The sequence below is a fragment of the Paenochrobactrum sp. BZR 201-1 genome (assembly GCF_044987585.2).
In the GTDB taxonomy this organism is placed as follows: Bacteria; Pseudomonadota; Alphaproteobacteria; order Rhizobiales; family Rhizobiaceae; genus Paenochrobactrum; species Paenochrobactrum pullorum.
On the sequence record NZ_JBJDRZ020000017.1, the window covers coordinates 1 to 22548 of the forward strand.

The 22548-nt window shown below is 48.3% G+C and carries 24 protein-coding genes and 1 tRNA gene; 13 read left to right on the plus strand and 12 right to left on the minus strand.

The features are described from left to right. Positions 1 to 319: 319 nt before the first annotated feature. Together ACI0FR_RS10435 and ACI0FR_RS10440 are read left to right on the plus strand one after the other, a co-directional pair. Positions 320 to 910, plus strand: coding sequence for a YqaA family protein (locus ACI0FR_RS10435; RefSeq protein ID WP_374832182.1), 591 nt, complete (start codon positions 320 to 322; stop codon positions 908 to 910). A 20-nt stretch (positions 911 to 930) separates the two neighbouring features. Then, a complete protein-coding gene (locus ACI0FR_RS10440; protein ID WP_374832184.1) occupies positions 931 to 1464 on the plus strand; it encodes a disulfide bond formation protein B in 534 nt (177 codons plus the stop codon). Between the two features lie 6 nt (positions 1465 to 1470). On the opposite strand, the gene ACI0FR_RS10445 is transcribed toward ACI0FR_RS10440, so the two are convergent. Both ACI0FR_RS10445 and ACI0FR_RS10450 read right to left on the minus strand, forming a co-directional pair. Continuing rightward, positions 1471 to 2028 (minus strand): HNH endonuclease, encoded by a 558-nt coding sequence (locus ACI0FR_RS10445; protein ID WP_374832186.1) that lies wholly within the window; start codon positions 2026 to 2028, stop codon positions 1471 to 1473. A gap of 237 nt (positions 2029 to 2265) precedes the next feature. Further along, entirely contained in the window at positions 2266 to 2916 is a 651-nt protein-coding gene (locus ACI0FR_RS10450) for a DNA-3-methyladenine glycosylase family protein (RefSeq protein ID WP_404907507.1), read from the minus strand. A gap of 205 nt (positions 2917 to 3121) precedes the next feature. Here ACI0FR_RS10450 and ACI0FR_RS10455 point away from each other — a divergent pair, with 205 nt between their 5' ends. Both ACI0FR_RS10455 and mbfA read left to right on the plus strand, forming a co-directional pair. Then, the gene (locus ACI0FR_RS10455; protein WP_374832190.1) at positions 3122 to 5290 is read left to right on the plus strand and encodes a malate synthase G; all 2169 of its coding nucleotides are present in this window, start codon (positions 3122 to 3124) and stop codon (positions 5288 to 5290) included. A gap of 163 nt (positions 5291 to 5453) precedes the next feature. Further along, positions 5454 to 6437, plus strand: coding sequence for an iron exporter MbfA (gene mbfA / locus ACI0FR_RS10460; protein WP_374832192.1), 984 nt, complete (start codon positions 5454 to 5456; stop codon positions 6435 to 6437). Positions 6438 to 6440: 3 nt separating this feature from the next. Here the strand turns inward: mbfA and ACI0FR_RS10465 are convergent, their stop codons facing one another. Next, on the minus strand, positions 6441 to 7238 hold the full coding sequence (locus ACI0FR_RS10465) for a class II glutamine amidotransferase (protein WP_374832194.1): 798 nt from the start codon (positions 7236 to 7238) through the stop codon (positions 6441 to 6443). Between the two features lie 276 nt (positions 7239 to 7514). On the opposite strand from ACI0FR_RS10465, the gene dut reads away from it, so the two are divergent. From dut to ACI0FR_RS10480, 3 genes are all read left to right on the plus strand, one after another. Next, positions 7515 to 7997: a dUTP diphosphatase gene (dut, locus tag ACI0FR_RS10470; protein ID WP_374832196.1), complete on the plus strand. Its 483-nt coding sequence runs from the start codon at positions 7515 to 7517 to the stop codon at positions 7995 to 7997. A gap of 250 nt (positions 7998 to 8247) precedes the next feature. Further along, on the plus strand, positions 8248 to 9486 hold the full coding sequence (locus ACI0FR_RS10475; protein WP_374832198.1) for an efflux RND transporter periplasmic adaptor subunit: 1239 nt from the start codon (positions 8248 to 8250) through the stop codon (positions 9484 to 9486). A 12-nt stretch (positions 9487 to 9498) separates the two neighbouring features. Further along, on the plus strand, positions 9499 to 11448 hold the full coding sequence (locus tag ACI0FR_RS10480) for a MacB family efflux pump subunit (protein WP_374832200.1): 1950 nt from the start codon (positions 9499 to 9501) through the stop codon (positions 11446 to 11448). Positions 11449 to 11474: 26 nt separating this feature from the next. Here ACI0FR_RS10480 and ACI0FR_RS10485 read toward each other — a convergent pair whose 3' ends face one another. Genes ACI0FR_RS10485 through exbB form a run of 3 tightly spaced genes read right to left on the minus strand, consistent with a single transcriptional unit; the run spans position 11475 to position 14034 of the window. Continuing rightward, positions 11475 to 12395 (minus strand): TonB family protein, encoded by a 921-nt coding sequence (locus tag ACI0FR_RS10485; RefSeq protein WP_404907388.1) that lies wholly within the window; start codon positions 12393 to 12395, stop codon positions 11475 to 11477. Further along, a complete protein-coding gene (gene exbD, locus ACI0FR_RS10490) occupies positions 12395 to 12889 on the minus strand; it encodes a TonB system transport protein ExbD (protein WP_374832204.1) in 495 nt (164 codons plus the stop codon). Before exbD ends, ACI0FR_RS10485 begins: the two co-directional genes overlap by 1 nt. Before the next feature lie 5 nt (positions 12890 to 12894). After that, on the minus strand, positions 12895 to 14034 hold the full coding sequence (exbB, locus tag ACI0FR_RS10495; RefSeq protein WP_404907509.1) for a tonB-system energizer ExbB: 1140 nt from the start codon (positions 14032 to 14034) through the stop codon (positions 12895 to 12897). 315 nt (positions 14035 to 14349) lie between these two features. Here exbB and ACI0FR_RS10500 point away from each other — a divergent pair, with 315 nt between their 5' ends. After that, positions 14350 to 14688 carry an ElaB/YgaM/YqjD family protein gene (locus tag ACI0FR_RS10500; protein ID WP_374832206.1) on the plus strand — a complete coding sequence of 113 codons (339 nt, stop codon included), beginning with the start codon at positions 14350 to 14352 and terminating at the stop codon, positions 14686 to 14688. A 2-nt stretch (positions 14689 to 14690) separates the two neighbouring features. After that, a complete protein-coding gene (locus tag ACI0FR_RS10505) occupies positions 14691 to 15128 on the plus strand; it encodes a phage holin family protein (RefSeq protein ID WP_404907390.1) in 438 nt (145 codons plus the stop codon). A 72-nt stretch (positions 15129 to 15200) separates the two neighbouring features. Here the strand turns inward: ACI0FR_RS10505 and ACI0FR_RS10510 are convergent, their stop codons facing one another. From ACI0FR_RS10510 to ACI0FR_RS10520, 3 genes are all read right to left on the minus strand, one after another. After that, on the minus strand, positions 15201 to 16586 hold the full coding sequence (locus tag ACI0FR_RS10510) for a sensor histidine kinase (RefSeq protein WP_404907392.1): 1386 nt from the start codon (positions 16584 to 16586) through the stop codon (positions 15201 to 15203). Positions 16587 to 16717: 131 nt separating this feature from the next. Beyond that, positions 16718 to 17269, minus strand: a complete 552-nt coding sequence (locus ACI0FR_RS10515; protein WP_374832212.1) for an RNA polymerase sigma factor — start codon at positions 17267 to 17269, stop codon at positions 16718 to 16720. A gap of 3 nt (positions 17270 to 17272) precedes the next feature. After that, positions 17273 to 17500: a NepR family anti-sigma factor gene (locus ACI0FR_RS10520; RefSeq protein ID WP_374832214.1), complete on the minus strand. Its 228-nt coding sequence runs from the start codon at positions 17498 to 17500 to the stop codon at positions 17273 to 17275. A 171-nt stretch (positions 17501 to 17671) separates the two neighbouring features. Between ACI0FR_RS10520 and ACI0FR_RS10525 the strand changes: the two genes are divergently transcribed. The 3 genes from ACI0FR_RS10525 to ACI0FR_RS10535 all read left to right on the plus strand — a co-directional run bounded on the left by ACI0FR_RS10525 (position 17672) and on the right by ACI0FR_RS10535 (position 19949). Further along, complete coding sequence (locus tag ACI0FR_RS10525; RefSeq protein ID WP_404907394.1) at positions 17672 to 18466, plus strand: response regulator; 795 nt, start codon at positions 17672 to 17674, stop codon at positions 18464 to 18466. Between the two features lie 163 nt (positions 18467 to 18629). Continuing rightward, the gene (locus ACI0FR_RS10530) at positions 18630 to 18794 is read left to right on the plus strand and encodes a DUF1328 domain-containing protein (RefSeq protein WP_374832218.1); all 165 of its coding nucleotides are present in this window, start codon (positions 18630 to 18632) and stop codon (positions 18792 to 18794) included. 213 nt (positions 18795 to 19007) lie between these two features. Beyond that, positions 19008 to 19949: a PAS domain-containing sensor histidine kinase gene (locus tag ACI0FR_RS10535; RefSeq protein ID WP_374832456.1), complete on the plus strand. Its 942-nt coding sequence runs from the start codon at positions 19008 to 19010 to the stop codon at positions 19947 to 19949. A gap of 68 nt (positions 19950 to 20017) precedes the next feature. Here the strand turns inward: ACI0FR_RS10535 and ACI0FR_RS10540 are convergent, their stop codons facing one another. The 3 genes from ACI0FR_RS10540 to ACI0FR_RS10550 form a co-directional block, all read right to left on the minus strand. Continuing rightward, complete coding sequence (locus tag ACI0FR_RS10540) at positions 20018 to 20443, minus strand: Fur family transcriptional regulator (RefSeq protein ID WP_374832458.1); 426 nt, start codon at positions 20441 to 20443, stop codon at positions 20018 to 20020. A gap of 144 nt (positions 20444 to 20587) precedes the next feature. Then, positions 20588 to 20662: transfer RNA gene (locus tag ACI0FR_RS10545), tRNA-Glu, on the minus strand. Between the two features lie 229 nt (positions 20663 to 20891). After that, positions 20892 to 21362, minus strand: a complete 471-nt coding sequence (locus tag ACI0FR_RS10550) for a hypothetical protein (RefSeq protein WP_374832220.1) — start codon at positions 21360 to 21362, stop codon at positions 20892 to 20894. 24 nt (positions 21363 to 21386) lie between these two features. On the opposite strand from ACI0FR_RS10550, the gene ACI0FR_RS10555 reads away from it, so the two are divergent. Next, a complete protein-coding gene (locus tag ACI0FR_RS10555; RefSeq protein WP_374832222.1) occupies positions 21387 to 22424 on the plus strand; it encodes an RluA family pseudouridine synthase in 1038 nt (345 codons plus the stop codon). Positions 22425 to 22548 lie beyond the last annotated feature (124 nt).

The following is a 22548-nucleotide window of genomic DNA, read 5'->3' on the forward strand; positions in this document are numbered from 1 at the left end:
ACGAAGCTGTCTGCCGCTAGCAGCGCCGCCGCCCTCGTTGTTCGCCTTATAGGGCAACCAATCTAAAACTGTCAACGACAATTTTACAAAAATTACAATTTTCTTTTCAACAGGGAAAACGAACAAAATTAACCAAATCGAAACACAAAACCATAACCAATCAAGGAATCGAAATACTGCGGATTATGAGGCTGATTTCTACACTATATATATAGGGGACAAATTTCGACCTTCAAGGGCGACCATATCAAGCTTTCCTTGCTTGCATCACGTTTTTTCACTAGGGGTGAAAAAACGATTTCAATCCGAGACCCATACCATGCTGCGACGCCTTTATGACTGGACAATCTCTCTTGCTGCCAGAAAGTCAGCCGAATATTGGCTGGCGATCATCGCTTTTGTTGAAAGCTCAGTCTTTTTGATTCCCGCCGATGTGCTTTTTCTGCCCATGGCACTGGCAAAACCGAATAAGGCATGGCGTTATGCGTTCATCGCCACCGTCGCATCCGTGCTGGGTGGCATAGCCGGATGGTTTTTAGGTCATTATGCTTATGAAGCGATCGCAAAACCTGTACTCGAACTTTATGGCAAATTGGATTCGTTTGAACATTTGCGTGGCACCACCAGTGCAGATACGATTCTGCTACTGCTGATCACATCCGGCCTTGCGCATTTACCGCCCATTAAAGTGGTAACGATTCTGTCCGGTGCGGCAGGTGTAAATATCTGGCTTTTTATTGCGTCAGCGATTGTAGCGCGCGGTGCCCGTTTCTTTTTCCTCGCCTGGCTTTTAAAACGCTACGGTGAACCTATTCGTGATTTTATCGAAAAACGTCTTGGAATGCTGGCTGGCCTTGCTGCTGCCATATTGATCGCACTTTTCTTCGCGGTAAAATATTTCCACGCTTGATAATTAAGAGTACAAAAAAAATGAGCCTCAGCCTTAAAGCACTCAATCATCCGCTGGATAAAATCCAGACCGCGACAGCTGCCATTTTGTTTATTGGCATGGCTGGCACAGTCGGTACAGCTTTGGCATTTGAACATTGGGGCGGTTTTATGCCGTGCAAATTGTGCCTTGAACAACGCACTCCTTATTATGTCGGCATCCCGCTGATGGCTGCCGCGTTTCTTTTCGCCAAAGCCAAGTGGTCACCTGTGCTGACCCGTGTGCTTTTGCTGATTGGCGCATTGCTGATGAGTTACGGGTTGATGCTTGCAATTTTCCACACCGGCGTTGAGCTGAAATATTGGCCCGGCCCTGCTGATTGCAGCACCGCATCAATGTCAATCACCACTGAAGCTGGCAGTCTGCTTGGCAATATCAACAAGATCCGCCCTGCTGCCTGTGATGAAGCGGTCGGCCACTTTCTCGGCCTGTCATTTCCGGGTTGGAATATTGTAGCAAGCCTGCTTTTTGCGGTCATCGGTTTCTTTGGCGCGTTTTCTACCCGTAAAGCTTAAATTGAACTAAGGCTCCAGCTCGGCATCCCAGTATAAAAAGTCGAGCCAACTTTGATGCACATGATTGGGCGGAAACATCCGCCCATTCGCATGCAATTGCTGCACACTCGGCTGATATGGTTTTTGACGCGGCCACATTTTGGCTGTAGCCGGCATCACACCGCCTTTTCTGAAATTACAGGGCGAACAAGCCGCCACAATATTCTCCCATGTGGTTTCACCGCCATGGCAACGCGGAATAACATGATCGAACGTCAATTCATGCGATGAGCCGCAATATTGGCACTCGAACTTATCGCGCAGGAAGACATTAAAGCGGGTGAAGGCCGGATAACGCGGCGGCTTCACATAAGATTTCAGGCAAATCACACTTGGCAGCCGCATGGAAAAGGAAGGCGATGCCACTTCATGTTCATATTCGGCAACGATATTGACCCGATCAAGAAACACTGCCTTGATCGCGTCCTGCCATGACCACAATGATAAAGGGTAATAGCTGAGCGGCCTGTAATCCGCATTCAGCACCAATGCCGGCAAGCCGTTGGGAGAAACAGCTATAGTCAAGTAACACCTCCTACAGTTCTATCAAGCATTTGGCCATCGTGCTGAATGAAGCGTGATGGTTTACAAAAACGCGCAGAAATAAAACGTAGAACGGCTCACGAAATACCACGGACTAAATAGGAACCGCCCCAGCAGAAACCTGAAGTGATAATGTAAGGCTGCTGTTACAGAAATGTGAAGCAAAAAACGAAAAAAGGCAGCAATCACGCACAGATATGTGGGTAAGTGATGTAAATCTCACATAACCGATAGAACGGGAGCGGCTTCTTTGCCTCTTGAAGCCGCATAATAAGCCCAGAATAAACGCGCCGCGATCCCGCGCCAAGGCGACCAAGCGCTGGCCAACAGGCTCAATTCTTTTGCACTGGGGCGGGTATCCAAACCAAATGCACGCGCCACGGCCTCCTGCAAGGCCACATCACCGGAGGGAAAAATATCGACATGCCCTTCGGCAAAAAGCAAATAAACTTCCGCCGTCCATGGGCCGATACCGTGAATGGCGGTAAGCTTAGCCATCGCTTCATCCACCGGTAATGCCGTTAAGGACGGCAAATCAAGCTGCCCTTCAATCAGTGCATTTGATAAATGATGAAATGTCTTTTGCTTCGGGCGCGATAAACCGGTCAGTTTCCAAACGTCCGCCCCCTGCTCCAGATAGTTTTCCGGTGTCAACGGATCAATATACTGTTTGAAGCGTGCCCAAATCGCCGCTGCACTGGCAATGGAAACCTGTTGCCCCACAATGATTGAAGCCAGACTTTCAAACCCAGCCGGATTTCGACGTAAGGGCAGTTGCCCCGCATGATCACGAATAGATTGCAGTCGCGGGTCAAGCTGTAGCAAGGCTTCCAAACCTGCTTGCACATCTTCAATTGTATCAATACGCAATTGTTTAAAAACCCCGCTTTTCAATGCAATGCCATATCATAACAGAGCAGAAACAGCACATCACTTATATATAGGTACGCTATTTATTCCATAATGGCACAAATGATGTTCATCTATACCGTATTGACGAAAAGCTCCTGAAGCGCTTCAAGTGGTTAAGACTTTTTACAAGTTAAATCTTAGCATTGATATCGGAGAGCCTGTCATGACCAATTATGTCGAGATTGAAAACCTGCGGGTTGCCCCTGCTCTGGCTGAATTCTTAGAAAAAGAAGCAATTGCAGGCACCAATGTGTCCGTCGATGCTTTCTGGAAAGGTTTATCGGCCATCATTCATGATTTAGGCCCGAAAAACCGTAGCCTTTTGGCAAAACGCGATGAAATGCAGGCAAAAATCGACGCTTGGTATAAAGCCAATCGCGACAGAGCCTACACACAGGCCGAATATCAGGACTTCCTGAAAGAGATCGGCTATCTTTTGCCGGAAGGCGAGGATTTCAAAGTTTCAACCAGCAATGTTGATCCGGAAATTGCCGAACTGGCAGGCCCACAGCTGGTTGTGCCGGTGATGAACGCCCGTTATGCGCTCAATGCCGCCAATGCGCGTTGGGGTTCGCTCTATGATGCGCTTTATGGCACCGATGCAATTTCGGAAGATGACGGCGCAGAAAAATCCGGCGGCTATAATCCAAAGCGCGGCGCCAAAGTTATTGCATGGGCAAAAAACTTCCTCGACCAGAGCACCCCGCTTGCTCAAGGCAAATGGGCTGATGTTACCGCTTTAAGTATTAAAGACGGCAAACTTGTTGTCACCACATCTGCCGGTGAAACCGGTTTGACAGATGCCAGCCAGTTCAAAGGTTATAATGGTGATGCTTCAAGCCCATCATCCGTGCTAGTTGCCAAAAATGGTATGCATGCCGATATCATCATCAATGCAGACCATCCGATCGGCAAAACCGATCCGGCACATATTGCCGATGTAGTGCTTGAATCAGCGCTGAGCACCATTCAGGATTGCGAAGATTCCATTGCTGCGGTTGATGCCGAAGATAAAGTGACCGTTTATCGCAACTGGCTCGGCCTGATGAACGGCAAACTGGAAGAAAGCTTCGAAAAAGGCGGCAAGACAGTCACCCGCCGTCTCAATGCCGACCGCACATATACTGCTCCTGATGGTTCCGCACTCACCTTGCCAGGTCGCTCGATGATGCTGGTGCGCAATGTTGGTCACCTGATGACCAATCCGGCCATTCTTGACAGCCAAGGCAACGAAGTGCCGGAAGGCATCATGGATGCAGCCTTCACCGGCTTGATTGCACTGCATGATGTGGGGCCAAATGGTCGTCACATGAACTCGCGCGCCGGTTCGGTTTATATTGTTAAGCCGAAAATGCACGGACCTGAAGAAGTGGCTTTTGCCAGCGAACTTTTCACCCGCACCGAAGAAATGCTCGGCATAAAGCCGAACACTCTCAAAATGGGTGTCATGGACGAAGAACGCCGCACCACCATCAATCTCAAAGAGTGCATCCGCGCAGCCAAAGACCGCGTTGTTTTCATCAATACCGGCTTCCTTGATCGCACCGGCGATGAAATGCACACTTCGATGGAAGCAGGCCCGATGATCCGCAAGGGCGACATGAAACAGTCTGCATGGATTGCTGCCTATGAAGCCTCCAACGTTGATATCGGGTTGGCCTGTGGTCTTTCGGGTCACGCGCAGATTGGTAAAGGCATGTGGGCCATGCCGGATCTGATGGCTGAAATGCTGGTGCAGAAAATCGGCCATCCAAAAGCCGGCGCCACCACCGCTTGGGTTCCCTCCCCGACCGCTGCAACCCTTCACGCCACCCATTATCACACTGTTGATGTGGCAGCCGTACAAGAAGAGTTGAAAAAGCGCCCGCGCGCGAAGCTGGAAGACATTCTGTCCGTGCCTGTCGCTACCCGTCCAAACTGGACACCGGAAGATATTCAGGCCGAAATCGACAATAATGCCCAAGGTATTTTGGGTTATGTTGTACGCTGGGTTGATCAGGGCGTTGGCTGTTCCAAAGTGCCGGATATCAACAATGTCGGCTTGATGGAAGACCGTGCGACATTGCGTATTTCAGCACAGCACATTGCCAACTGGCTGCATCATAATATTGTCACTGAAGAACAAGTAATGGAAACCATGAAACGCATGGCTGCCATCGTTGACAAGCAAAACGCGGGCGATCCGCTTTACCGCCCGATGGCGCCTGACTACGATAAGTCGATCGCTTTTCAGGCCGCTTGTGATCTCGTGTTCAAAGGACGTGAGCAGCCAAACGGCTACACTGAGCCAGTTCTGCATGCCCGTCGTCTGGAGCTTAAAGCCGCAAGCTAATTGTTGATGCAGAATTAAAACTGAAAAGTCCGGAAACGTGTGTTTTCGGACTTTTTCTTTTTCTGTTTTGAAAATGTCCAAATGCCAAAGGCAACCCTCATCAAGAATTGACATCACGACGAACAATCACTAGTTTAGAATTATTCTAAACTGTAGGTATATTATGTTTTCACGTTTTCTCCGCCCATCCCGTCGTTCATTCAGCTCGCTCTCCGAACAGGAAATTTTGGCACTCGCCATTTCATCAGAAGAAGATGACGCGCGCATCTATCAGGCTTATGCCGATGGTTTGCGGGAAGAGTTTCCACAATCGGCCAAGATTTTTGAACAAATGGCAGAAGAAGAACATGGCCATCGCGACAGTTTGATCGAGCAACATCGTCGCCGGTTTGGCGAACATATTCCGCTCATCCGTCGCGAACATGTCAGTGGCTATTATGACCGCAAACCTGATTGGCTGGTGCGCCCACTCGGCATTGAAAAAGTGCGCGCAATGGCAACACAGATGGAAGAGCAAGCCTACCGCTTTTACATTGAAGCCGCCAAAAATGTGACCGATGCAAGCACCCGTAAATTGCTGGGTGACTTGGCGCAGGATGAGAAAAAGCACGAACATCGTGCCATTGAGCTGGAATCAGAACTCACCCCGACAAACGTTCAGGATGAAGAACAAGCAGCAGAGCGCAAGCAACTGATCCTGACCTATATCCAGCCCGGTCTTGCTGGCTTGATGGATGGCTCGGTTTCAACTCTGGCACCGATTTTTGCTGCCGCTTTTGCCACCCAAGACACATGGCAAACTTTCCTCATCGGCTTATCTGCTTCTGTCGGTGCAGGTATTTCAATGGGCTTTACCGAAGCTGCCCACGATGATGGTAAATTATCAGGTCGTGGTTCACCGATCAAACGCGGTCTTGCCAGCGGTATCATGACCACCATCGGTGGTCTTGGCCATGCGCTGCCATATCTGATTACCGATTTCTGGACAGCGACTTATCTCGCCATCTTCATCGTCTTTATTGAACTGTGGGCGATTGCCTATATTCAGAAGCGCTATATGGAAACACCGTTCTTGCGCGCAGCTTTTCAGGTGGTGCTTGGCGGCGCACTCGTTTTCGCCGCCGGTGTTTTGATTGGTTCGGCTTAAAAATTAAGCGGTTTTGGCCAAAATATCAGATGCAAACGAACGTATAACAATCTGTTCATTGGGCGTTACAGTCAAAAAACTATTGGCGGGTACCGCAATCCAGTTATCCGCCTCATCATCCAAAGGCTCCGACACCACGCACATACCCGACACAGCCGACAGCGCTTTGGTGTAAAGTGAGGGCGCATATTTATCTGTTGCATAGCGCACGGCATAAAGCTGATTACCGTCGGAAAAAGCGGCTGTCAGACGCAAAAACGGCGGAACATCAGCTTTTTGAGCTTCCTCGACAATCAGATTGACGGTTGTTTGTAAGGCTATCATCGGATGTCGATCAAGGCCATATTCCTGCATCAGCAGAAAAATCAGTTCCGAATCTGTTGTTCCGTGCTTGAGCTTATAAACATCATCGGACAAATGCGCTTCCAACCGGCGGCGCAAATGATCAAAATTCCCGATCTGGCCATTATGCATGAAGCTCCAGCGACCCGACACAAACGGGTGACAATTGGAACGGTTTGTCAATCCGCCGGTTGATGCACGCACATGGGCTAAAAACAACCGCGAACGGATTTGACGGGAAATGCTCTTTAAATTCTGATCCGACCATGCCGGCAAAATATCACGATAGAGACCCGGCTCAATGCGATTGCCATACCAAGCCACCCCGAAACCATCTCCATTGGTGCGGGTTTTTGCCTGCGTTGCTTCATGACTTTGCGCAATCAGCGAATGGCAGGGCGATGCAATAATATCTTCCAGATAGACTTCAGGTCCAAGATAAGCAGCCCAACGGCACATTGATTTGATCCAGATTAAAGCACATCTATAAGATCATGCTTCGCACAAAACGCCAAGCCCCATGATTTATAAGGATTGAAAAGGCGCTCGGCATGATCTGACGTCAGAATTTCCAGACAAAAATGGCAAAAATAATGTAAATTCAGGTCAAGAAAAAATTAAGATGAAAAAAGTTCTGGGCTTTCTTCACCTCGCGCGTCTTTCTGATATAAGTTTAGCGCTATATACGTTATGAGCGACCTCAAGTTCATCTCCTTTGATGGAAAGGCCTCCCCCATGACCAATTCTACCTCCACCACCGCGTCGCAGCCGACGCTCAATATTATTCGCCTTGAAAGCGCCGTCGGCCTTGATCTGCCAAGCTATGAAACAAGCGGTTCGGCAGGTATGGATATCCGTGCAGCCGTGCCGACCGATCGCCAGATCGTGTTGTTGCCTGGTCGTCGCGCTTTGGTGCCAACCGGTCTCGTTTTTGAAATTCCGGAAGGCTATGAAGTGCAGATTCGTCCGCGTTCCGGTCTCGCCTTTAAACACGGTATCACCTGCCTCAACACCCCTGGCACCATTGATTCCGACTATCGCGGCGAAATTAAAATCCTGCTGATCAACCTTGGTGATGATGATTTCCGCATTGAACGTGGCATGCGTATTGCACAGGCCGTTTTTGCGCCCGTCATCCAGCCGAAAATCGTCGAAAAAACCACTGTCAGCGAAACAGGGCGTGGCGCAAACGGCTTTGGTTCAACCGGTACCGCCTGATTACAATAAAATAAAAACACCGGAAAAAGCTTTATTTTGCCATTTTTCCGGTGTTTCGCCTTTAAAATCTACATTAATTATATTTAAACTTAAGTTCACAATTCAATTTCCACCAATTAAATCAATAAATTAACAAAATTCGCATCCAAGGTGTGCCAAAAGCTCATATTTGCAACATATGCAGAACCCTCTAATAGCCATTATCTCTGCTATGAAGCGATTTCAATATCCATAAGGTTATTTCTACCCGATGAATGATCAACCAGTTATTGCGCCTTCCCCTGCTCTGAAAACAGCGCAGAACAAACATCGAAAATCACGTAAACCCGCTTATCTTAAGTGGTTGCTGATCGCTGTCATTGTTGCAGGTGGCGCATTTTGGTACTGGCAAAGTTCAGGGGCGGACCAAGGAACAGGCACGGCGCAACTGACCCAAAAAGTCGTGCGCGGTGACATTGAAAATGCCATTACAGCTGTTGGAACATTAAAAGCGCTCCGCAGTGTCAATGTTGGCGCACAGGTTTCCGGCCAGCTCAAATCGGTCAAGGTCGAGGTCGGTGATCAGGTAACAAAAAGTCAGTTATTGGCCGAAATTGATCCGGCTCCGATTGAAAAACGCGTCGAAATGAGCAGTGCACAGCTTGAAAATCTGGAAGCACAGCTCATAAGCCGCGAAGCACAAGCCAAGATTAAAAAACTGAATGCTGATCGTCAGCGTGCTTTGCTCGCCACACGCGGTGTCTCAAAGGCAACGGTTGAACAAGCCGATGCCGATCAGGTAATGGCCGAAGCAGATGTTAAATCGCTGCGCGCGCAAATTCGCCAACAACAGGCACAAGTCGAGAGCGAGAAAGTCGATCTCGGCTATACCAAAATTTACAGTCCTATGGATGGCACCATCGTCGACCAGCCGGCTAAAGAAGGTGAAACGCTCAATGCCGTGCAAAGTGCGCCAACTGTTGTGACCGTTGCCGATCTCACCATACTGAGTGTCGAAGCACAGGTGTCCGAAGCCGATATCAGCCGCCTCAAAATTGGTATGGAAGCTTATTTCACCCTGCTCGGCCAACCGGGCAAACGCTATCAGGGCAAGTTGCGCCAGATCAAACCGACTCCGGAAGTGCTCAATAATGTCGTGCTTTATTATGCGCTTTTTGACGTGCCCAACCCTGATGACGAACTCAAAATCGATATGAGTGCTCAGGTTTATTTCATTAATGATGCGGCCAAAGATGCTCTTTTAGTGCCGGTTTCCGCTTTGAAAGATGCTCCAAGCGGTAATGGTAAAACCGGCTCGTCCAGTGCAACAGTTTCAGTCGTCACACCCTCTGGTGCCACACAAGAAAAAACCGTTGAAGTCGGTATTCGTAACCGTGTTCAGGCGCAGGTCATCAGCGGGCTTGAAGAAGGCGAAACCGTTATCATCAACAATGCAGCAAGCGGGCAATCCGGCAATCGCAGAAATAATTTCAGACCGGGTATGTTCTAAGGGAGCCGCCTCATGTCTGCATTGATCAAACTCAATAATATCCGCAAGTCCTTTCACAATGGCGATCTGTCGGTGGAAGTACTGCATGGTATTTCGCTGGAAATCCAATCGGGTGAATTTGTCGCCATCATCGGTGCGTCCGGTTCCGGCAAGTCAACTTTGATGAATATATTAGGCTGTCTGGATAATCCAAGCAGCGGTCATTACCTGCTGGAAGGTGAAGATGTAGCTGATCTTGCCCCCGATGAACTGGCAGCATTAAGAAGACGCACATTCGGTTTTATCTTCCAAAATTATAATCTTATTCCCACCGCCACGGCGCAGGAAAATGTCGAAGTTCCGGCCATTTATGCCGGTATGTCTTTGAGCGAAAGACAGGCACGCTCTGAAGAACTGCTCACCACCTTAAACCTTGCCGACCGGCTTGATCATCGGCCTAACCAACTCTCGGGCGGTCAGCAACAGCGCGTTTCCATCGCCCGTGCATTGATGAATGGCGGACGCATCATTTTGGCCGATGAGCCAACCGGTGCGCTGGACAGTAAAAGTGGTGATGATGTGATGGCTCTGTTGCGCTCCATGCATGCGCAAGGTCACACTATCATTGTCATTACGCACTCACGCGAAGTGGCAGAACAAGCAGACCGTCTGATTGAAATTAAAGACGGCCATATTCTTGCCGATACCACCAAGTCCATAAAGCCGGTAATTATCCAGACAGAAGCAAGCCGGCAATCTATCGAACATCAGGATAAAAAAAGCCTGATTGGTTTGGGTGATTTAAGTGAATCGATCAAAATGGCCTTGCGTGCACTTCGAGCCAATTTATTTCGAACCATCCTCACATTGCTTGGTATTTTTATCGGTGTCAGCTCTGTAGTTGCCATGCTTGCCATTGGCGGCGGCGCTCAAAAATCGATTCTCGATCAAATCAATGCCATGGGTTCCGACCTGTTGTTGATTCGTCCCGGCATGGCCAATTTCCGTGGCAGCGGCGGCATTGCAACGCTTATTCCCGAAGATGCAACCGCGATTGAACAACTGCCCAATGTCAAATTTGCTGTTCCTGAAACCAGTGCCAGCGTCACGCTTCGCTATGGCAATGTGGATTACCAGTCCTCTGTGACCGGCACGGTTCCTGCTTTCACCACATCCAAATCGTGGAAAATGGAACAGGGTGACTTCATCAATGACAATGATCTCAATACCTATGCGCCAGTTATCGCTCTTGGTTCAACGGTCGCAGACACCTTGTTTGCCAATGGCGAAAACCCGATCGGCAAATATATTCTGGTGCAGAAAATTCCGTTTCAGGTGATTGGAGTACTGGCGGAAAAAGGCGGCGGCATGGGTGGTAATGACCAGGATGACATTGCCATTGTGCCGCTAACAACCGGAAATCAGCGCCTGTTTGGTCAAAGACATGTCCGCAACATTACCGTGCAAGTGGAAAATGATGCACTGATCGATGCAACCCAAGATCAAATCCAGGCATTGCTGAATGAGCGCCATCAGCGTGAAGACACTATGATTACCAATATGTCTTCAATTCGTGATGCCGTTACCGAAACATCGAATACGCTGAAAATCTTTTTAGGTTCTATTGCGGCTATTTCGCTGCTGGTTGGCGGAATCGGTGTCATGAATATCATGCTGGTGAGTGTCACCGAACGCACCCGTGAAATCGGTGTGCGCATGGCAACAGGTGCCAGACGCCGCGACATCCTTATGCAGTTCATCACTGAAGCATTGGTCGTTTCAAGTATTGGGGGCGTATTGGGTGTTATGTTCGGCCTGACGATTGCTTTTATCGCCGAAGTCATGGGGCTGACCATTCAATATAGCCTCAGCCCTGTTTTACTGGCTTTTGGCTCGGCTTTCGCAACTGGTCTGATCTTTGGTTATCTGCCTGCCCGCAAAGCTTCAAGATTATTGCCGGCTGTGGCACTATCCAGCGAATAGTGCCACAAGGCGTTATTTCAATTGCATTAGCTGCGTCCGGTAAAGCGGATCGGAACTGTAATCGGCATACGCGATTTAGCCATCGCTGCCGGTGGGGCTGGTACGGGTGATGCGCGCTGTACAGTTTGCAGTGCCAGCTGATCAAGTTTAGGATCGCCAGAGGAGCCGGAAACACGTGCCGAAAGCACCTGACCGGACGGATCGATCACAAAGCTGATATTCACAATGCCCTTGGCACCCGATCCCATACCGCGTGACAAGAAACGACGCTGACGTTCCAAATGCGCCTGCAATTTTGAGACCCATTTGTCCGAACTAATACCCGGATTGCCGGCAGACTGACCATTGCGGTTGGCCGCAATTTTTGCGCCGTCCTTGGCCGCAACAGACGGTGTTGCCGCTCTGCTGTTGTCAGGTGCTTTTTCGGTTTTCTTAGGTTTTGGTTTCTCAACACGTTTTTCGACTGGTTTTTCCTGTTTTTTCTCAACAGGTTTCGGGCGTTCAACCGGTTTTTCAGCTGGAAGCGGTACAGCAACCTCCGGCTCTGGTGCTTCCACAATATCAGGGGTGATTTCTTCTGGTTCCGGCTCGGGTTCTGGTTCCGGTTCCACGACAGGCTCCGGCTCTGGCTCCGGTTCAACCTCCGGCTCTGGTTCCGGTTCCACTTCAGCCAGTTCCTGCACCATATCAGGCTGCACAACATCAGCCTCGTCTTCTGCTATCGGTGCTTCAGGCTCCGGCTCAAACTCGATCATGATCGCTGCGGGAGGAGAGCCATCCATGACGTCTTCAGGCTGCATTGAATGCACGACATAAGCACCAGCGGCATGCGCGCATAAAACAATGGCACCAGCACCAATCCAACGCGCAGCATCCACCCATCCTGAACGGGTATCGTCCATGGAAACCGGTCTGATACGCGGATGTTCAGGCGGCATTTTCAGCATTAGTTCGTCCCCGATCCGTTAAGAGCAGGGGCAGGTGTTTCACCTGCATTGTCGTTTTGAACTGAATTATCCGGTGCACTGACAGTTTCAAGACCAACCAGCGCAATTTTCAGATATCCCGCTTCACGCAGCAAATTCATAACGCGCATCAGCTCACCATAACCGACAACCTTATCGGCACGTAAAAAGATACGTGTATCTTTATTATTTTCTGAAACTTTGTCCAGAAAACCACCGATTTCTTCCCGGTTTACCGGATCGTTGCCAATATTGAGTGACAAGTCATCTTTCAACGTCACATAAACCGGCAAATCAGGGCGTGGCTGGGAGGCCGCATTCGATGCCGGCAAATCCACATTCACATCCACGGTTGCCAAGGGAGCAGCAACCATGAAAATGATCAGGAGAACAAGCATAACGTCAATAAAAGGCGTAACATTGATCTCGTGATTCAGGGAAAGATCATCATCTAAATCGCGTAACTTTCCGGCCATGAAACTTACTCCGCTGCAATCTTGGAAAGCTGTGCACGACGTTTAGCCAGCGCAAAATCAAGATCACGGCTGACCAGACGTTCGACACCAGCACCCGCATCAGCCAATGTTTGACGATATGTTGTGATGGAACGTGCAAAGACGTTATAGATAACCACGGCAGGAATAGCGGCAACAAGACCAATTGCCGTTGCAAGCAATGCTTCCGCAATACCAGGTGCTACTACCGCCAGATTGGTTGTTTGTGATTCCGAAATGCTGATGAAGGAGTTCATGATACCCCAAACAGTACCAAACAAACCGACAAATGGCGCGACCGAACCAATGGTTGCCAAAGCGCCGGTACCTTTGGAAAGTCTGCGACCAGCAGCAGCTTCAATACGTGACAATCTGGAAGCAACACGTTCCTTGACACCCTCACCGCCCGCAAGAACGACAGCTGGGGCACTTGCTTCCACTTCATCTTGTGCTGCATGAACCAGAATCGCACCAGGGCTCTTTTCACTGGCAAGGGTACGGGCTGCATCAGCAAGCGATGCTGAATGACCAATGGTTTTCATCACCTTTTTCAGCTTACGTCGTGCAATGGCCAATTCAAGGGATTTAGCAATCCATACAGTCCATGTCAGCAAGGATGCAAGAGCCAAACCAACCATCACTGTTTTAACAATGATATCAGCTGCCATAAACATGCCCATAGGCGAAAGATCCTGCGGCAGCGTATGATCACGCTCCTGCGCTGGCTCATCTCCGGAAGCAGGTGCAGCCTGAATCGGCGTCACATCTGCAGGTGTTGCCTGCGGAGTAACACCAGTCTGGATATTTCCCTGTGCAGGCTCGGTGGCCGATGGCTGCGCTGAATTATTTTCAGACGGCGCACCAGATGCAGCGGGGGATGCAGGCGTATTTGTTGGTGCCGCTGCAGGCTCTGATGTTGCAGGAGCAACGGGCGCTGCAGGCGCAGCCGATGGCTGTGACGGAGCTTCTTGGGTCGCAGCTGGCTGTGCAGGAGCTGTTTGAACTGGCGCCGGAGTTTCAGTATTTCCGGATGAGCTAGAAGGGGTTTCCTGCGCGAAAGCCTGACCGCTCAACAGCGGCGAGCTCGCAATACCAGCGGCTAGTAATATAAAACCAAACTGCTGCATTGCGTGTTTAATGGTTACAGACACAGGAACCCTCATTAATCTTAGCTGAACACTTAGTTTCATCCCCTGCCTTTCAGCCGCACCGGATAACAGAGCTCTAAAGACAGTTATTGCCCCTTAATAGTCCCCAATAACATGATTATGCAAGTCATGTTTTGGTTTATGCCCTAATTAAAATAGATTTATGGGAACTTTTTTGTCATGACGACATTAACTAAAAGAGTAATAAAGCACTTATTCCTCATATAGTATATGTTGGCATTCTATTGCCTCATGCTAACAATAAAGAGTTTATTCATTTATGGAGGCCAAAACATGGCACGTGCAGCAGATAAGGTCACCCAGAAAGTTGAAGAAATGACAGATGTCGGCAGTACCGATCTTCAGGAACAGATTGAACAGCTCAAGCAGGATATTGCATCCATTGCAGCAACAATCTCCCAACTGGGGCAACAAAAACTCCGCGATGCCAAGCGTGATGCTTCGCAAGTCTATGCAGACGCGGTAGAACATGGTGAAACGACCATGAGCGAGCTGAAGTCATGCGCACAAAATATTGAAGACCAATTGCTGGAAACCGTACGCGAGCGTCCGATTGCATCTCTCGCAACGGCTGTTGGTGTCGGCTATCTGCTTGCAATCTTGCGTCGCTGATCATGCTGCGTTTATTGTCGCCCTTAATCATATCCATGTTTAAGCAAGAATTATGTGAAACCACGCAACAGGCCAAACGCGGGTTCATCACCTGTGCTATCATCGGCATATTTGCGGCAATTGGTTTCGTCTTTCTCTTGCTTGCAGGTTTTATCTATCTGTCAACACTCGGCAGTCCACTTGCCGCTGCTCTCATCATGGCAGCAGGTGCTTTTATAGTAGCATTGGTGGCATGGCTCATTATCAAAAGTGTTAATGCAGCAGCTGAGCGGAAGCGGCGTGAACGCCTCGAAGCCGATAAATCAGCTTTCGTGGCAACTGCATCGCTTGCAGCCGTTGAAGCTGTGCTTAAACGCCCGATATTGGCCGCTGCCTTGCCATTGGCAACTATGGCACTGACTTCATTGCTGAGTGATAAAAAAAACAATGATCGCGCTTGAACCAGCTCGATTATGAAAATATGAAAAAACGGCACGGCCATGCCATGGATTTTCCGGCATGGCCGTTTTCATTTATTCGGCAGGCTTCAGGCTCGTAAATTTAATAGTTACCGCTGTGCCGTTTTCATGTCTTTCGGAATAATGTGGTTTGCCCCCGTATTGCTGACTTAACTGCTCAACGACAATGGCCCCAAGACCGGCACATTTCTTTTCGCCGTTCCACCCATTGCCGTCATCTTTGACGACAAGACAAAACTTGCCATCTTCAGCGGGTTGAAAGCGGATATAAACCTCACCTGCGCTGCGGTTATGAAACGCATGTTTAAGCGCATTGGTGACGAGTTCGCCTAAGATAATCCCGATGGTCGTCACATCGCGCGCATGAAAACTTTGAGATGAAAAATCGGTTTTAAATTTAATTTTATCGCCAAAATTATTCGACTGTTGAATAATATCTTGAACCACAGCATGCAAAAATTCATCAACACGTGCGGTTTCCAGATCCTTGCCCAAACGCAACCGACGGTGCGCAATGGAAATTGTGTGAATACGCGCACGCGCAGAATCCAGAGCTTTACGTGCATCATCATTATCAATTTGGCGCATTTGCAGGCTTAAAAGCGATGATACCTGCGCCAGAGAATTGCCAATCCGGTGATTGCTGTCTTGTAAAAGCACCTCGACACGGCTGCGTTCACGCTCGGCAACCTCCCGCTCCTGTAGCAACTCGGCGGTGCGTTGTTGAACTTTTTGTTCCAATTCTTCATTTTCACTACGCAGCACCATATGGCCTTCATTGAGACGGCGCACTGAACGCTGCAAGCGGCTGAACAACAAGACAACAAGCACCACAGCCGACAAAAGTGCCAGCATTGAAGTAGCGGTCAACATGTTGCGGGTGCGGTCAATTTGTTTATTACGCTCTGCTAGCTGCACACTTTCATCACTTAAAAAAAGCGAGACGACTTTATCAAGTTGTGCCAGAAAGATAGCGGCTTCATCCTGCCGGACTCTATCCAAAGCCTCATCAAGCCGCTTATTTTTGGCCATATCAATTGTATAGCGTACGTCTTGATCAACACGGCCAATCAGATTTTTAATGTCGGTAACACGCGCTGTCTTATCCCGATCATCAACAACAATGCTTTCGATAACATCCAATGTCTCTTGCAGCGAGCGCAACGAAAATTGATAGGAATCGAGATAAGGCTCTTCAAGTGTCAGCAAATAACCTTTGCGGTTAGCCTCGAGATTGAATGCCAGACGCATAAGCATATCTACTTGTTGCGACAACTCATAGCTATGTTTGATATCATCAATTTGCCGGGTTACACCAATCGTCAAATAAACAGTGCTGGTTGCAGATATCAAAACCAGTGCGAGAGAAATGCTGATTGCAGCAACCCGCCATTTCTTTTTTATTTTTTGCTGTATATCTGCTGATAATACTAAAAACACAATCTATGCCAAACAACAGAATTGCTCTTTCACTTACAAGAGCGCACTTATAAAACTTTATCAAGCAGTAAAATTTTAATTCTTTATGAACTTAAGTTTATAAGCGGTATTGTCCATCCGCTAATAAGATTTCATGCAAAACTCTTCATTGTCACATGCGCCGATACCGCATCAGGTCCGTAATCAGCTTGTCCATTGATATCAAGCAGCTCCTGTAAACGCGTTCTGGCACGTGATACGCGGCTTTTCACCGTTCCCACTGCACAGTCACAGATAATCGCAGCTTCTTCATAAGAAAAACCGGAAGCACCAATCAGAATAATTGCTTCACGCTGATCATCAGGTAATAAATTAAGTGCTTTACGAAAATCTTTCATGTCCAATGAGCCATATTGTTCTGGATGAACCGCCAGATTATCACTGAACACGCCGTCGCTATCCTGCACTTCACGCCCGCGTTTGCGCATTTGACTGTAAAATTCATTTCTCAAAATGGTAAAAAGCCAGGCTTTAATATTGGTACCGGATTCAAAACTATCCTGTTTGGCCCAAGCTTTCAAAACCGTATCCTGTACCAAATCATCTGCTTTATCAGTCTGCCCTATCAGAGAAATTGCAAAGGCACGCAAATTTGGTAGCGCCGCCAGAAGGTCTCTTTTAAAAACCGATGCGCTATCAACCATTTGTCAGCTGCCCCCGCTTTGATCTTGTTTATCCTGATACTTTTGTTCGGCAGCATCAAGCTTTTCCAGCAGGTCCAAAAACCTGTCTGGTATGGTTTCATCCTGAATAGAGGCATAAAGTGCGCGCAGTTTGCTGCCAACCTCACAATTAGGTCCTAATTCCTCAACTGCCGAAACGCGCGTTTCTTTTGCCGCATCATCCGTGGCCTGACTTTTTTTAATTATGGTCATAAGCTCTGCTGTTCCGTTTTAATATAAATTTGGCCGCTAATTGAAAATGCCGCAATCATAATCTTTAATGCATGAATAACTTTATTGTTCCCCAAGAAACAAATATTTAATGCAGCATGCGTCTAATAATGCCAATAATACAAGCCTAAATGGCCTTTGAGGAGTCTGATAATGCCCCTTTCTACAAGAATCGCACCTCATCTCCCATATCTGCGCCGTTTTTCCCGTGCACTGACAGGCACACAAACGGCTGGGGATGCTTATGTCGCTTCCACGTTAGAAGCGCTCATTGCAGATGTCGCGCTGTTCCCGGAAACCTCCGCAGATCGTATCGGGCTTTACCGCTTGTTCACCCGATTGTTTGACCAGGCAAACATAAATATTAGTCCCTCCTCCTCCGCTCAAGGATGGGAAAACCGCGCTGCCGCCAATCTGAAGTCTATTGCGCCACGTCCGCGGATGGCTTTTTTGCTGGTTAGCGTTGAAGGCTTCAGTGAAAAAGAGGCAGCCGAAATTCTCGACATTGACGAAACAGAACTCGGCAAACTGCTGAAACAGGCTTCCGAAGAAATCTCCCGTCAGGTGGCCACACGCCTGATGATTATCGAAGATGAACCTTTCATTGCCATGGATCTCGAACAGCTTGTACAAAGCCTTGGTCATGAAGTGGTCGGCATTGCCAGAACCCGTAGCGAAGCGGTAGCGCTCTATGAACGCGAAAAACCGGCTATGGTGCTGGCTGATATCCAATTGGCAGACGGCAGTTCCGGTATTGATGCGGTCAATGACATTTTCAAAAATGACATTATTCCGGTGATTTTCATAACTGCCTTCCCCGAACGTCTTCTGACCGGTGACCGTCCGGAGCCAACTTTTCTCGTCAGTAAACCATTTAATCCGGACATGGTACGCGCGCTTATCAGTCAGGCACTTTTCTTTAACGAACAGACATATGCCGATGTCTGATCAAGTCCGGCGCCGGCTTTCTCCGGCGCCCGGCCACCGTTCTTATATGACAATGGCTGTACACCAATAATCCATTTATTAAAATTTCAAGGAACCAAAGTCATTTTACTGCGTTTTATAGCCAATGAAACATTTGGGGAATAAAACGGGAAAGGACGTCACTATGTTATATTATACGATGATTTTTCTGGTCATTGCACTTGTGGCAGGTGCGCTGGGTTTTGGCGGCATTGCTGGTGCTTCGGCAGGTATTGCACAAATATTATTCTTTGTATTCCTTGCATTGCTGGTTTTATCGCTGGTTGCAGGCATCATCCGTAAAGTTTAAAAAATTATATAAAAATACACATATTTGCCCCTTTCTATGGAGCAGATAAGTCTTTTTCATCAAGGCAGTGCAATGAGAGCAAATAGTTTCAGCTCAACAGCAAATACAAGTGGAATGACTGCACTTATGAAAGAGGGGGGCACAAGTGAAGGCGTTCAAGTTAAACTTATAGAGCCAAGTGAATTATCCCGACTACGTTCGCTTTCCCGTTCGATGAAAAATGCACGCGTATGCATCCTCTATCAATCAGCGAGCCTCGAATATTTATGGTCGGAAAATCTGCCGCTTATATGGCAAGATAAATGGTTTAATGGTTGTACGGATCAAACACTGATGAGTGAAGCAGCGGCGGCCAGACTGGCAACCGCGCGCGAAGAAGCGATCACCACTGCAACGCCACAAATGGTGGAATTAAACATTCACACCGGTAATTCTTCACGTTGGTATGAATTTTATATTGATTGTGATTATCATGACAATGGTATGCTGGCCGGTGTTCTCACGACAATGGTTGATATCAGTGAATTAAAACGGCGTGAACAGATACTCAAAGCTTTACTGCGGGAAGTGAGCCACCGCTCCAAAAACCTTCTGTCCATCATTCAAAGTGTTGCGGCACAAACCGCCCGCTTTACGGATACGATAGACGGTTTCCTGAACAAATTCCGCGGGCGTATCCAGTCGCTTTCACAGTCTCAGGATTTGGTGACTGATTCCAATTGGCATGGCGCGCTTTTCCGCGACCTCGTCCGCTCACAGGTTGAAAAATATACCCATATCAATGACGGTCGTTTGCACGTCACCGGCGAAAATCCTTATCTATTCCCGGGCGCCGCCTTACATTTAGGTTTGGCTCTGCACGAGTTGATCGTCAATGCCACATCCTATGGCGGTCTTAATCCGCAATCCAAGAATCATGTGACCATTGGCATGAGAGCGGCCAAGACACCGAATGGCGATGATCAGCTCGTCTTTGAATGGCACGAAACGGATTTTTACAGCATCCCCATTGATGAAAGTTCACCGCCGCGTTTTGGCTCTGCTGTTTTAGAGCGCATTATTCCTTCCGTGGTTGATGGCAAAGCGGAATATTTGAAAAATGAATTGGGTGTCACCTATCGTCTGACCATTGCCAAGAATCATTTCGACCTTTGAAAAAGGTTTAATGCCCCTTCGCCCCAACTGAGTGTTAGAACGTCGTATGTCATCAATAATGTGAAAACTTATTTTGCAATTTTACGGCAATAAAGCTCAAGCCGATGGTGAACAATTTCATAACCCAGCTCACGCGCAATCTCTTCTTGCAAGCGCTCGATCTTTTCCGAATGGAATTCCACGACGTCACCACTTTCCATATCAATAATATGGTCATGATGTTCTGAGCCGGCATGTTCGAAGCGTGATGGCCCGCCATTGAAAGCATGCCTGTGGATTGCCCCCTGCTCCTCCAGCAATTTCATGGTGCGATAGACGGTCGACAATGAAATGCTGTTATCAATTTCCACAGCACGTCGGAAAATTTCCAGCGCATCGGGATGATCCTCCGAATCAGAAAGAATATTCAGAATAATCCGTCGCTGACGTGTAATTCTAACGCCTGCCTGCCGAAGCTGCTGTTCGTAATCGTTTGATGTGGTCATTGTGTTCATGGCCGGATTATGCACCGACACGCCGCTTGTTGCAAATATGCTCAAGGGAATATCAAGCACAATATTTTATACAATCTTTTAAATGTGCAAGGTCACACAAAATCTTGTGATAAAAAGTCAGGCTTTAATTTAAAGGAAAGAAAATGGTACGCCCAAGGGGAATCGAACCCCTGTTTCCGCCGTGAAAGGGCGGCGTCCTAACCGCTAGACGATGGGCGCACGCGCATCTTGTGATGCTTGTGAGTAAAGTAGCTGCTTCGTTTGAGAGGCAATCACTTGACTGTGACGCCGATATAATCGGCTTATTTTCAAAGCGCAACTGCTTTGGAAAAAATAATCGGAAAAAAATGCATTTTCTTCCGATTATTTTGATTTCTTTGAGTTTTTACACAAGCCGTCGCTCAAAACTCACCATTTTCAGCGACCAGCTTGCAAAAACGCCTATTGATTATTCTACATTACCCAAAATCATACGCGCAGCGATGCGTGATTCTTTGAAATCATAGACTATAATTTCCGTCCCGCCGTCAGGAAGCAGGGTTTCAAGCGAAATCATATTGCCGGACAGGCTTTGAGACAGCAATCTTGTGCCCTCTGGCAGCGTAATTTGCGTTTCAATCATCTTGAACGGTTCTTCCGGTACCACAGTAGTCTGTCCAGGAATATCGGAGCGCAGATCCTCTTGCTCCGGCGTGTCAGGCGCTTTATTGATTTTGTAGACAACGGCTGCAAGCACAGCCATAAGACCAATAAGCATAACTCCGATTGAGACAGCCAGTAACCGGATCATCTTGCGCCTCACGCGCTCCATGGCCGGATCAAGTGGTGGCTCCTGATTGGGATCGGGATAATAAGCTTGCTGTTCCTCATATCGTGGATCGTGTTGATTCTGATATCGAGGATAATTTGGATCCTGCATTCAATAACTCCGGTTCATGCACCCATGCCGCGTGATAACGAAGGGACGAGACGATTGAAAGAGATAATTGCCGGAGCAGACGCCGTTGGCAAACGATTAGACCAGTGGCTGAGCGCAGAGCTTGCCCCTGACCTGTCGCGCAACCGCATTCAGGCACTGATTGCCGACGGACGTGTAACCGTAAATGGAACCACAATTCGCGAATCCAAACACAAGTTACGCGAAGATATGGTTGTCACCATCACGCTTGACGAAGTGCAATCAACAAAACCCCAGGCAGAAAATATTCCTCTCGATATTCTCTATGAAGATGACGATGTGCTTGTCATCAACAAACCTGCCGGCCTTGTCGTCCACCCGGGCAGTGGAAACATGACCGGCACCCTGGTCAATGCCTTGATATATCATTGCGGCAATAATCTGTCACAAATTGGCGGTGAGTTGCGTCCGGGCATTGTCCACCGCCTGGATAAAGACACCAGCGGTGTGCTGGTGATTGCCAAAAATGATGAAACGCATCAACATTTATCGGCACAATTTGCTGATCACGGCCTGACCGGTGATCTGGAACGTGCCTATGTGGCGCTTGTCTGGGGCTTGCCGGAGCGTCCGCAAGGCACGATTGAAACCTATCTTGGACGTTCCAGCCGCGACCGCACCAAGCAGGCGGTCGTCAAAGAAGATCGCGAAGACGCACGCTATGCTGTGACTCATTACACAGTGCTGGAACGCTTTGCCGCAAAAGAAGATGCCACAGCGCTTGCCTCTGTCGTCGAATGCCAGTTGGAGACCGGCAGAACCCACCAGATTCGTGTCCACATGACCTATACCGGCACACCAATTGTCGGGGACAATGATTATGGCGGGGCTTTTAAAACCAAAGCCAACAAGCTGCCGGACGATCTGCGCGAAGCGGTGCAGAAATTCCCGCGTCAGGCACTTCATGCCCGTCTGCTCGCCTTTGCCCATCCCGCTGATGAGCGATTGATGCGTTTTGAAGCCCCCTTGCCGGATGACTTTCAAAATCTGATTGATCAATTCCGCAAAGATCAGCACGGTTGATAATTAAAAACTGCCTTCATCCCTTGAAGGCAGTTTTTTTATTCCTACTTGTAAGTATAGTTTACCAAAACATATGGCTTCACCTGTCATATCAAGCAGTGACGTATGAACACTGTTCCCGTCT

Coding starts and splice junctions, on each gene's coding strand:
- ACI0FR_RS10435 (WP_374832182.1), top strand. CDS start 320: ATGCTGCGACGCCTTTATGACTGGACAATCTCTCTTGCTGCCAGAAAG.
- ACI0FR_RS10440 (WP_374832184.1), top strand. CDS start 931: ATGAGCCTCAGCCTTAAAGCACTCAATCATCCGCTGGATAAAATCCAG.
- ACI0FR_RS10455 (WP_374832190.1), top strand. CDS start 3,122: ATGACCAATTATGTCGAGATTGAAAACCTGCGGGTTGCCCCTGCTCTG.
- mbfA (WP_374832192.1), top strand. CDS start 5,454: ATGTTTTCACGTTTTCTCCGCCCATCCCGTCGTTCATTCAGCTCGCTC.
- ACI0FR_RS10465 (WP_374832194.1), bottom strand. CDS start 7,238: ATGTGCCGTTGGGCTGCTTATCTTGGACCTGAAGTCTATCTGGAAGAT.
- dut (WP_374832196.1), top strand. CDS start 7,515: ATGACCAATTCTACCTCCACCACCGCGTCGCAGCCGACGCTCAATATT.
- ACI0FR_RS10475 (WP_374832198.1), top strand. CDS start 8,248: ATGAATGATCAACCAGTTATTGCGCCTTCCCCTGCTCTGAAAACAGCG.
- ACI0FR_RS10480 (WP_374832200.1), top strand. CDS start 9,499: ATGTCTGCATTGATCAAACTCAATAATATCCGCAAGTCCTTTCACAAT.
- ACI0FR_RS10485 (WP_404907388.1), bottom strand. CDS start 12,395: ATGCTGAAAATGCCGCCTGAACATCCGCGTATCAGACCGGTTTCCATG.
- exbD (WP_374832204.1), bottom strand. CDS start 12,889: ATGGCCGGAAAGTTACGCGATTTAGATGATGATCTTTCCCTGAATCAC.
- exbB (WP_404907509.1), bottom strand. CDS start 14,034: ATGCAGCAGTTTGGTTTTATATTACTAGCCGCTGGTATTGCGAGCTCG.
- ACI0FR_RS10500 (WP_374832206.1), top strand. CDS start 14,350: ATGGCACGTGCAGCAGATAAGGTCACCCAGAAAGTTGAAGAAATGACA.
- ACI0FR_RS10505 (WP_404907390.1), top strand. CDS start 14,691: ATGCTGCGTTTATTGTCGCCCTTAATCATATCCATGTTTAAGCAAGAA.
- ACI0FR_RS10515 (WP_374832212.1), bottom strand. CDS start 17,269: ATGGTTGATAGCGCATCGGTTTTTAAAAGAGACCTTCTGGCGGCGCTA.
- ACI0FR_RS10520 (WP_374832214.1), bottom strand. CDS start 17,500: ATGACCATAATTAAAAAAAGTCAGGCCACGGATGATGCGGCAAAAGAA.
- ACI0FR_RS10525 (WP_404907394.1), top strand. CDS start 17,672: ATGCCCCTTTCTACAAGAATCGCACCTCATCTCCCATATCTGCGCCGT.
- ACI0FR_RS10530 (WP_374832218.1), top strand. CDS start 18,630: ATGTTATATTATACGATGATTTTTCTGGTCATTGCACTTGTGGCAGGT.
- ACI0FR_RS10535 (WP_374832456.1), top strand. CDS start 19,008: ATGAAAAATGCACGCGTATGCATCCTCTATCAATCAGCGAGCCTCGAA.
- ACI0FR_RS10540 (WP_374832458.1), bottom strand. CDS start 20,443: ATGAACACAATGACCACATCAAACGATTACGAACAGCAGCTTCGGCAG.
- ACI0FR_RS10550 (WP_374832220.1), bottom strand. CDS start 21,362: ATGCAGGATCCAAATTATCCTCGATATCAGAATCAACACGATCCACGA.
- ACI0FR_RS10555 (WP_374832222.1), top strand. CDS start 21,387: ATGCCGCGTGATAACGAAGGGACGAGACGATTGAAAGAGATAATTGCC.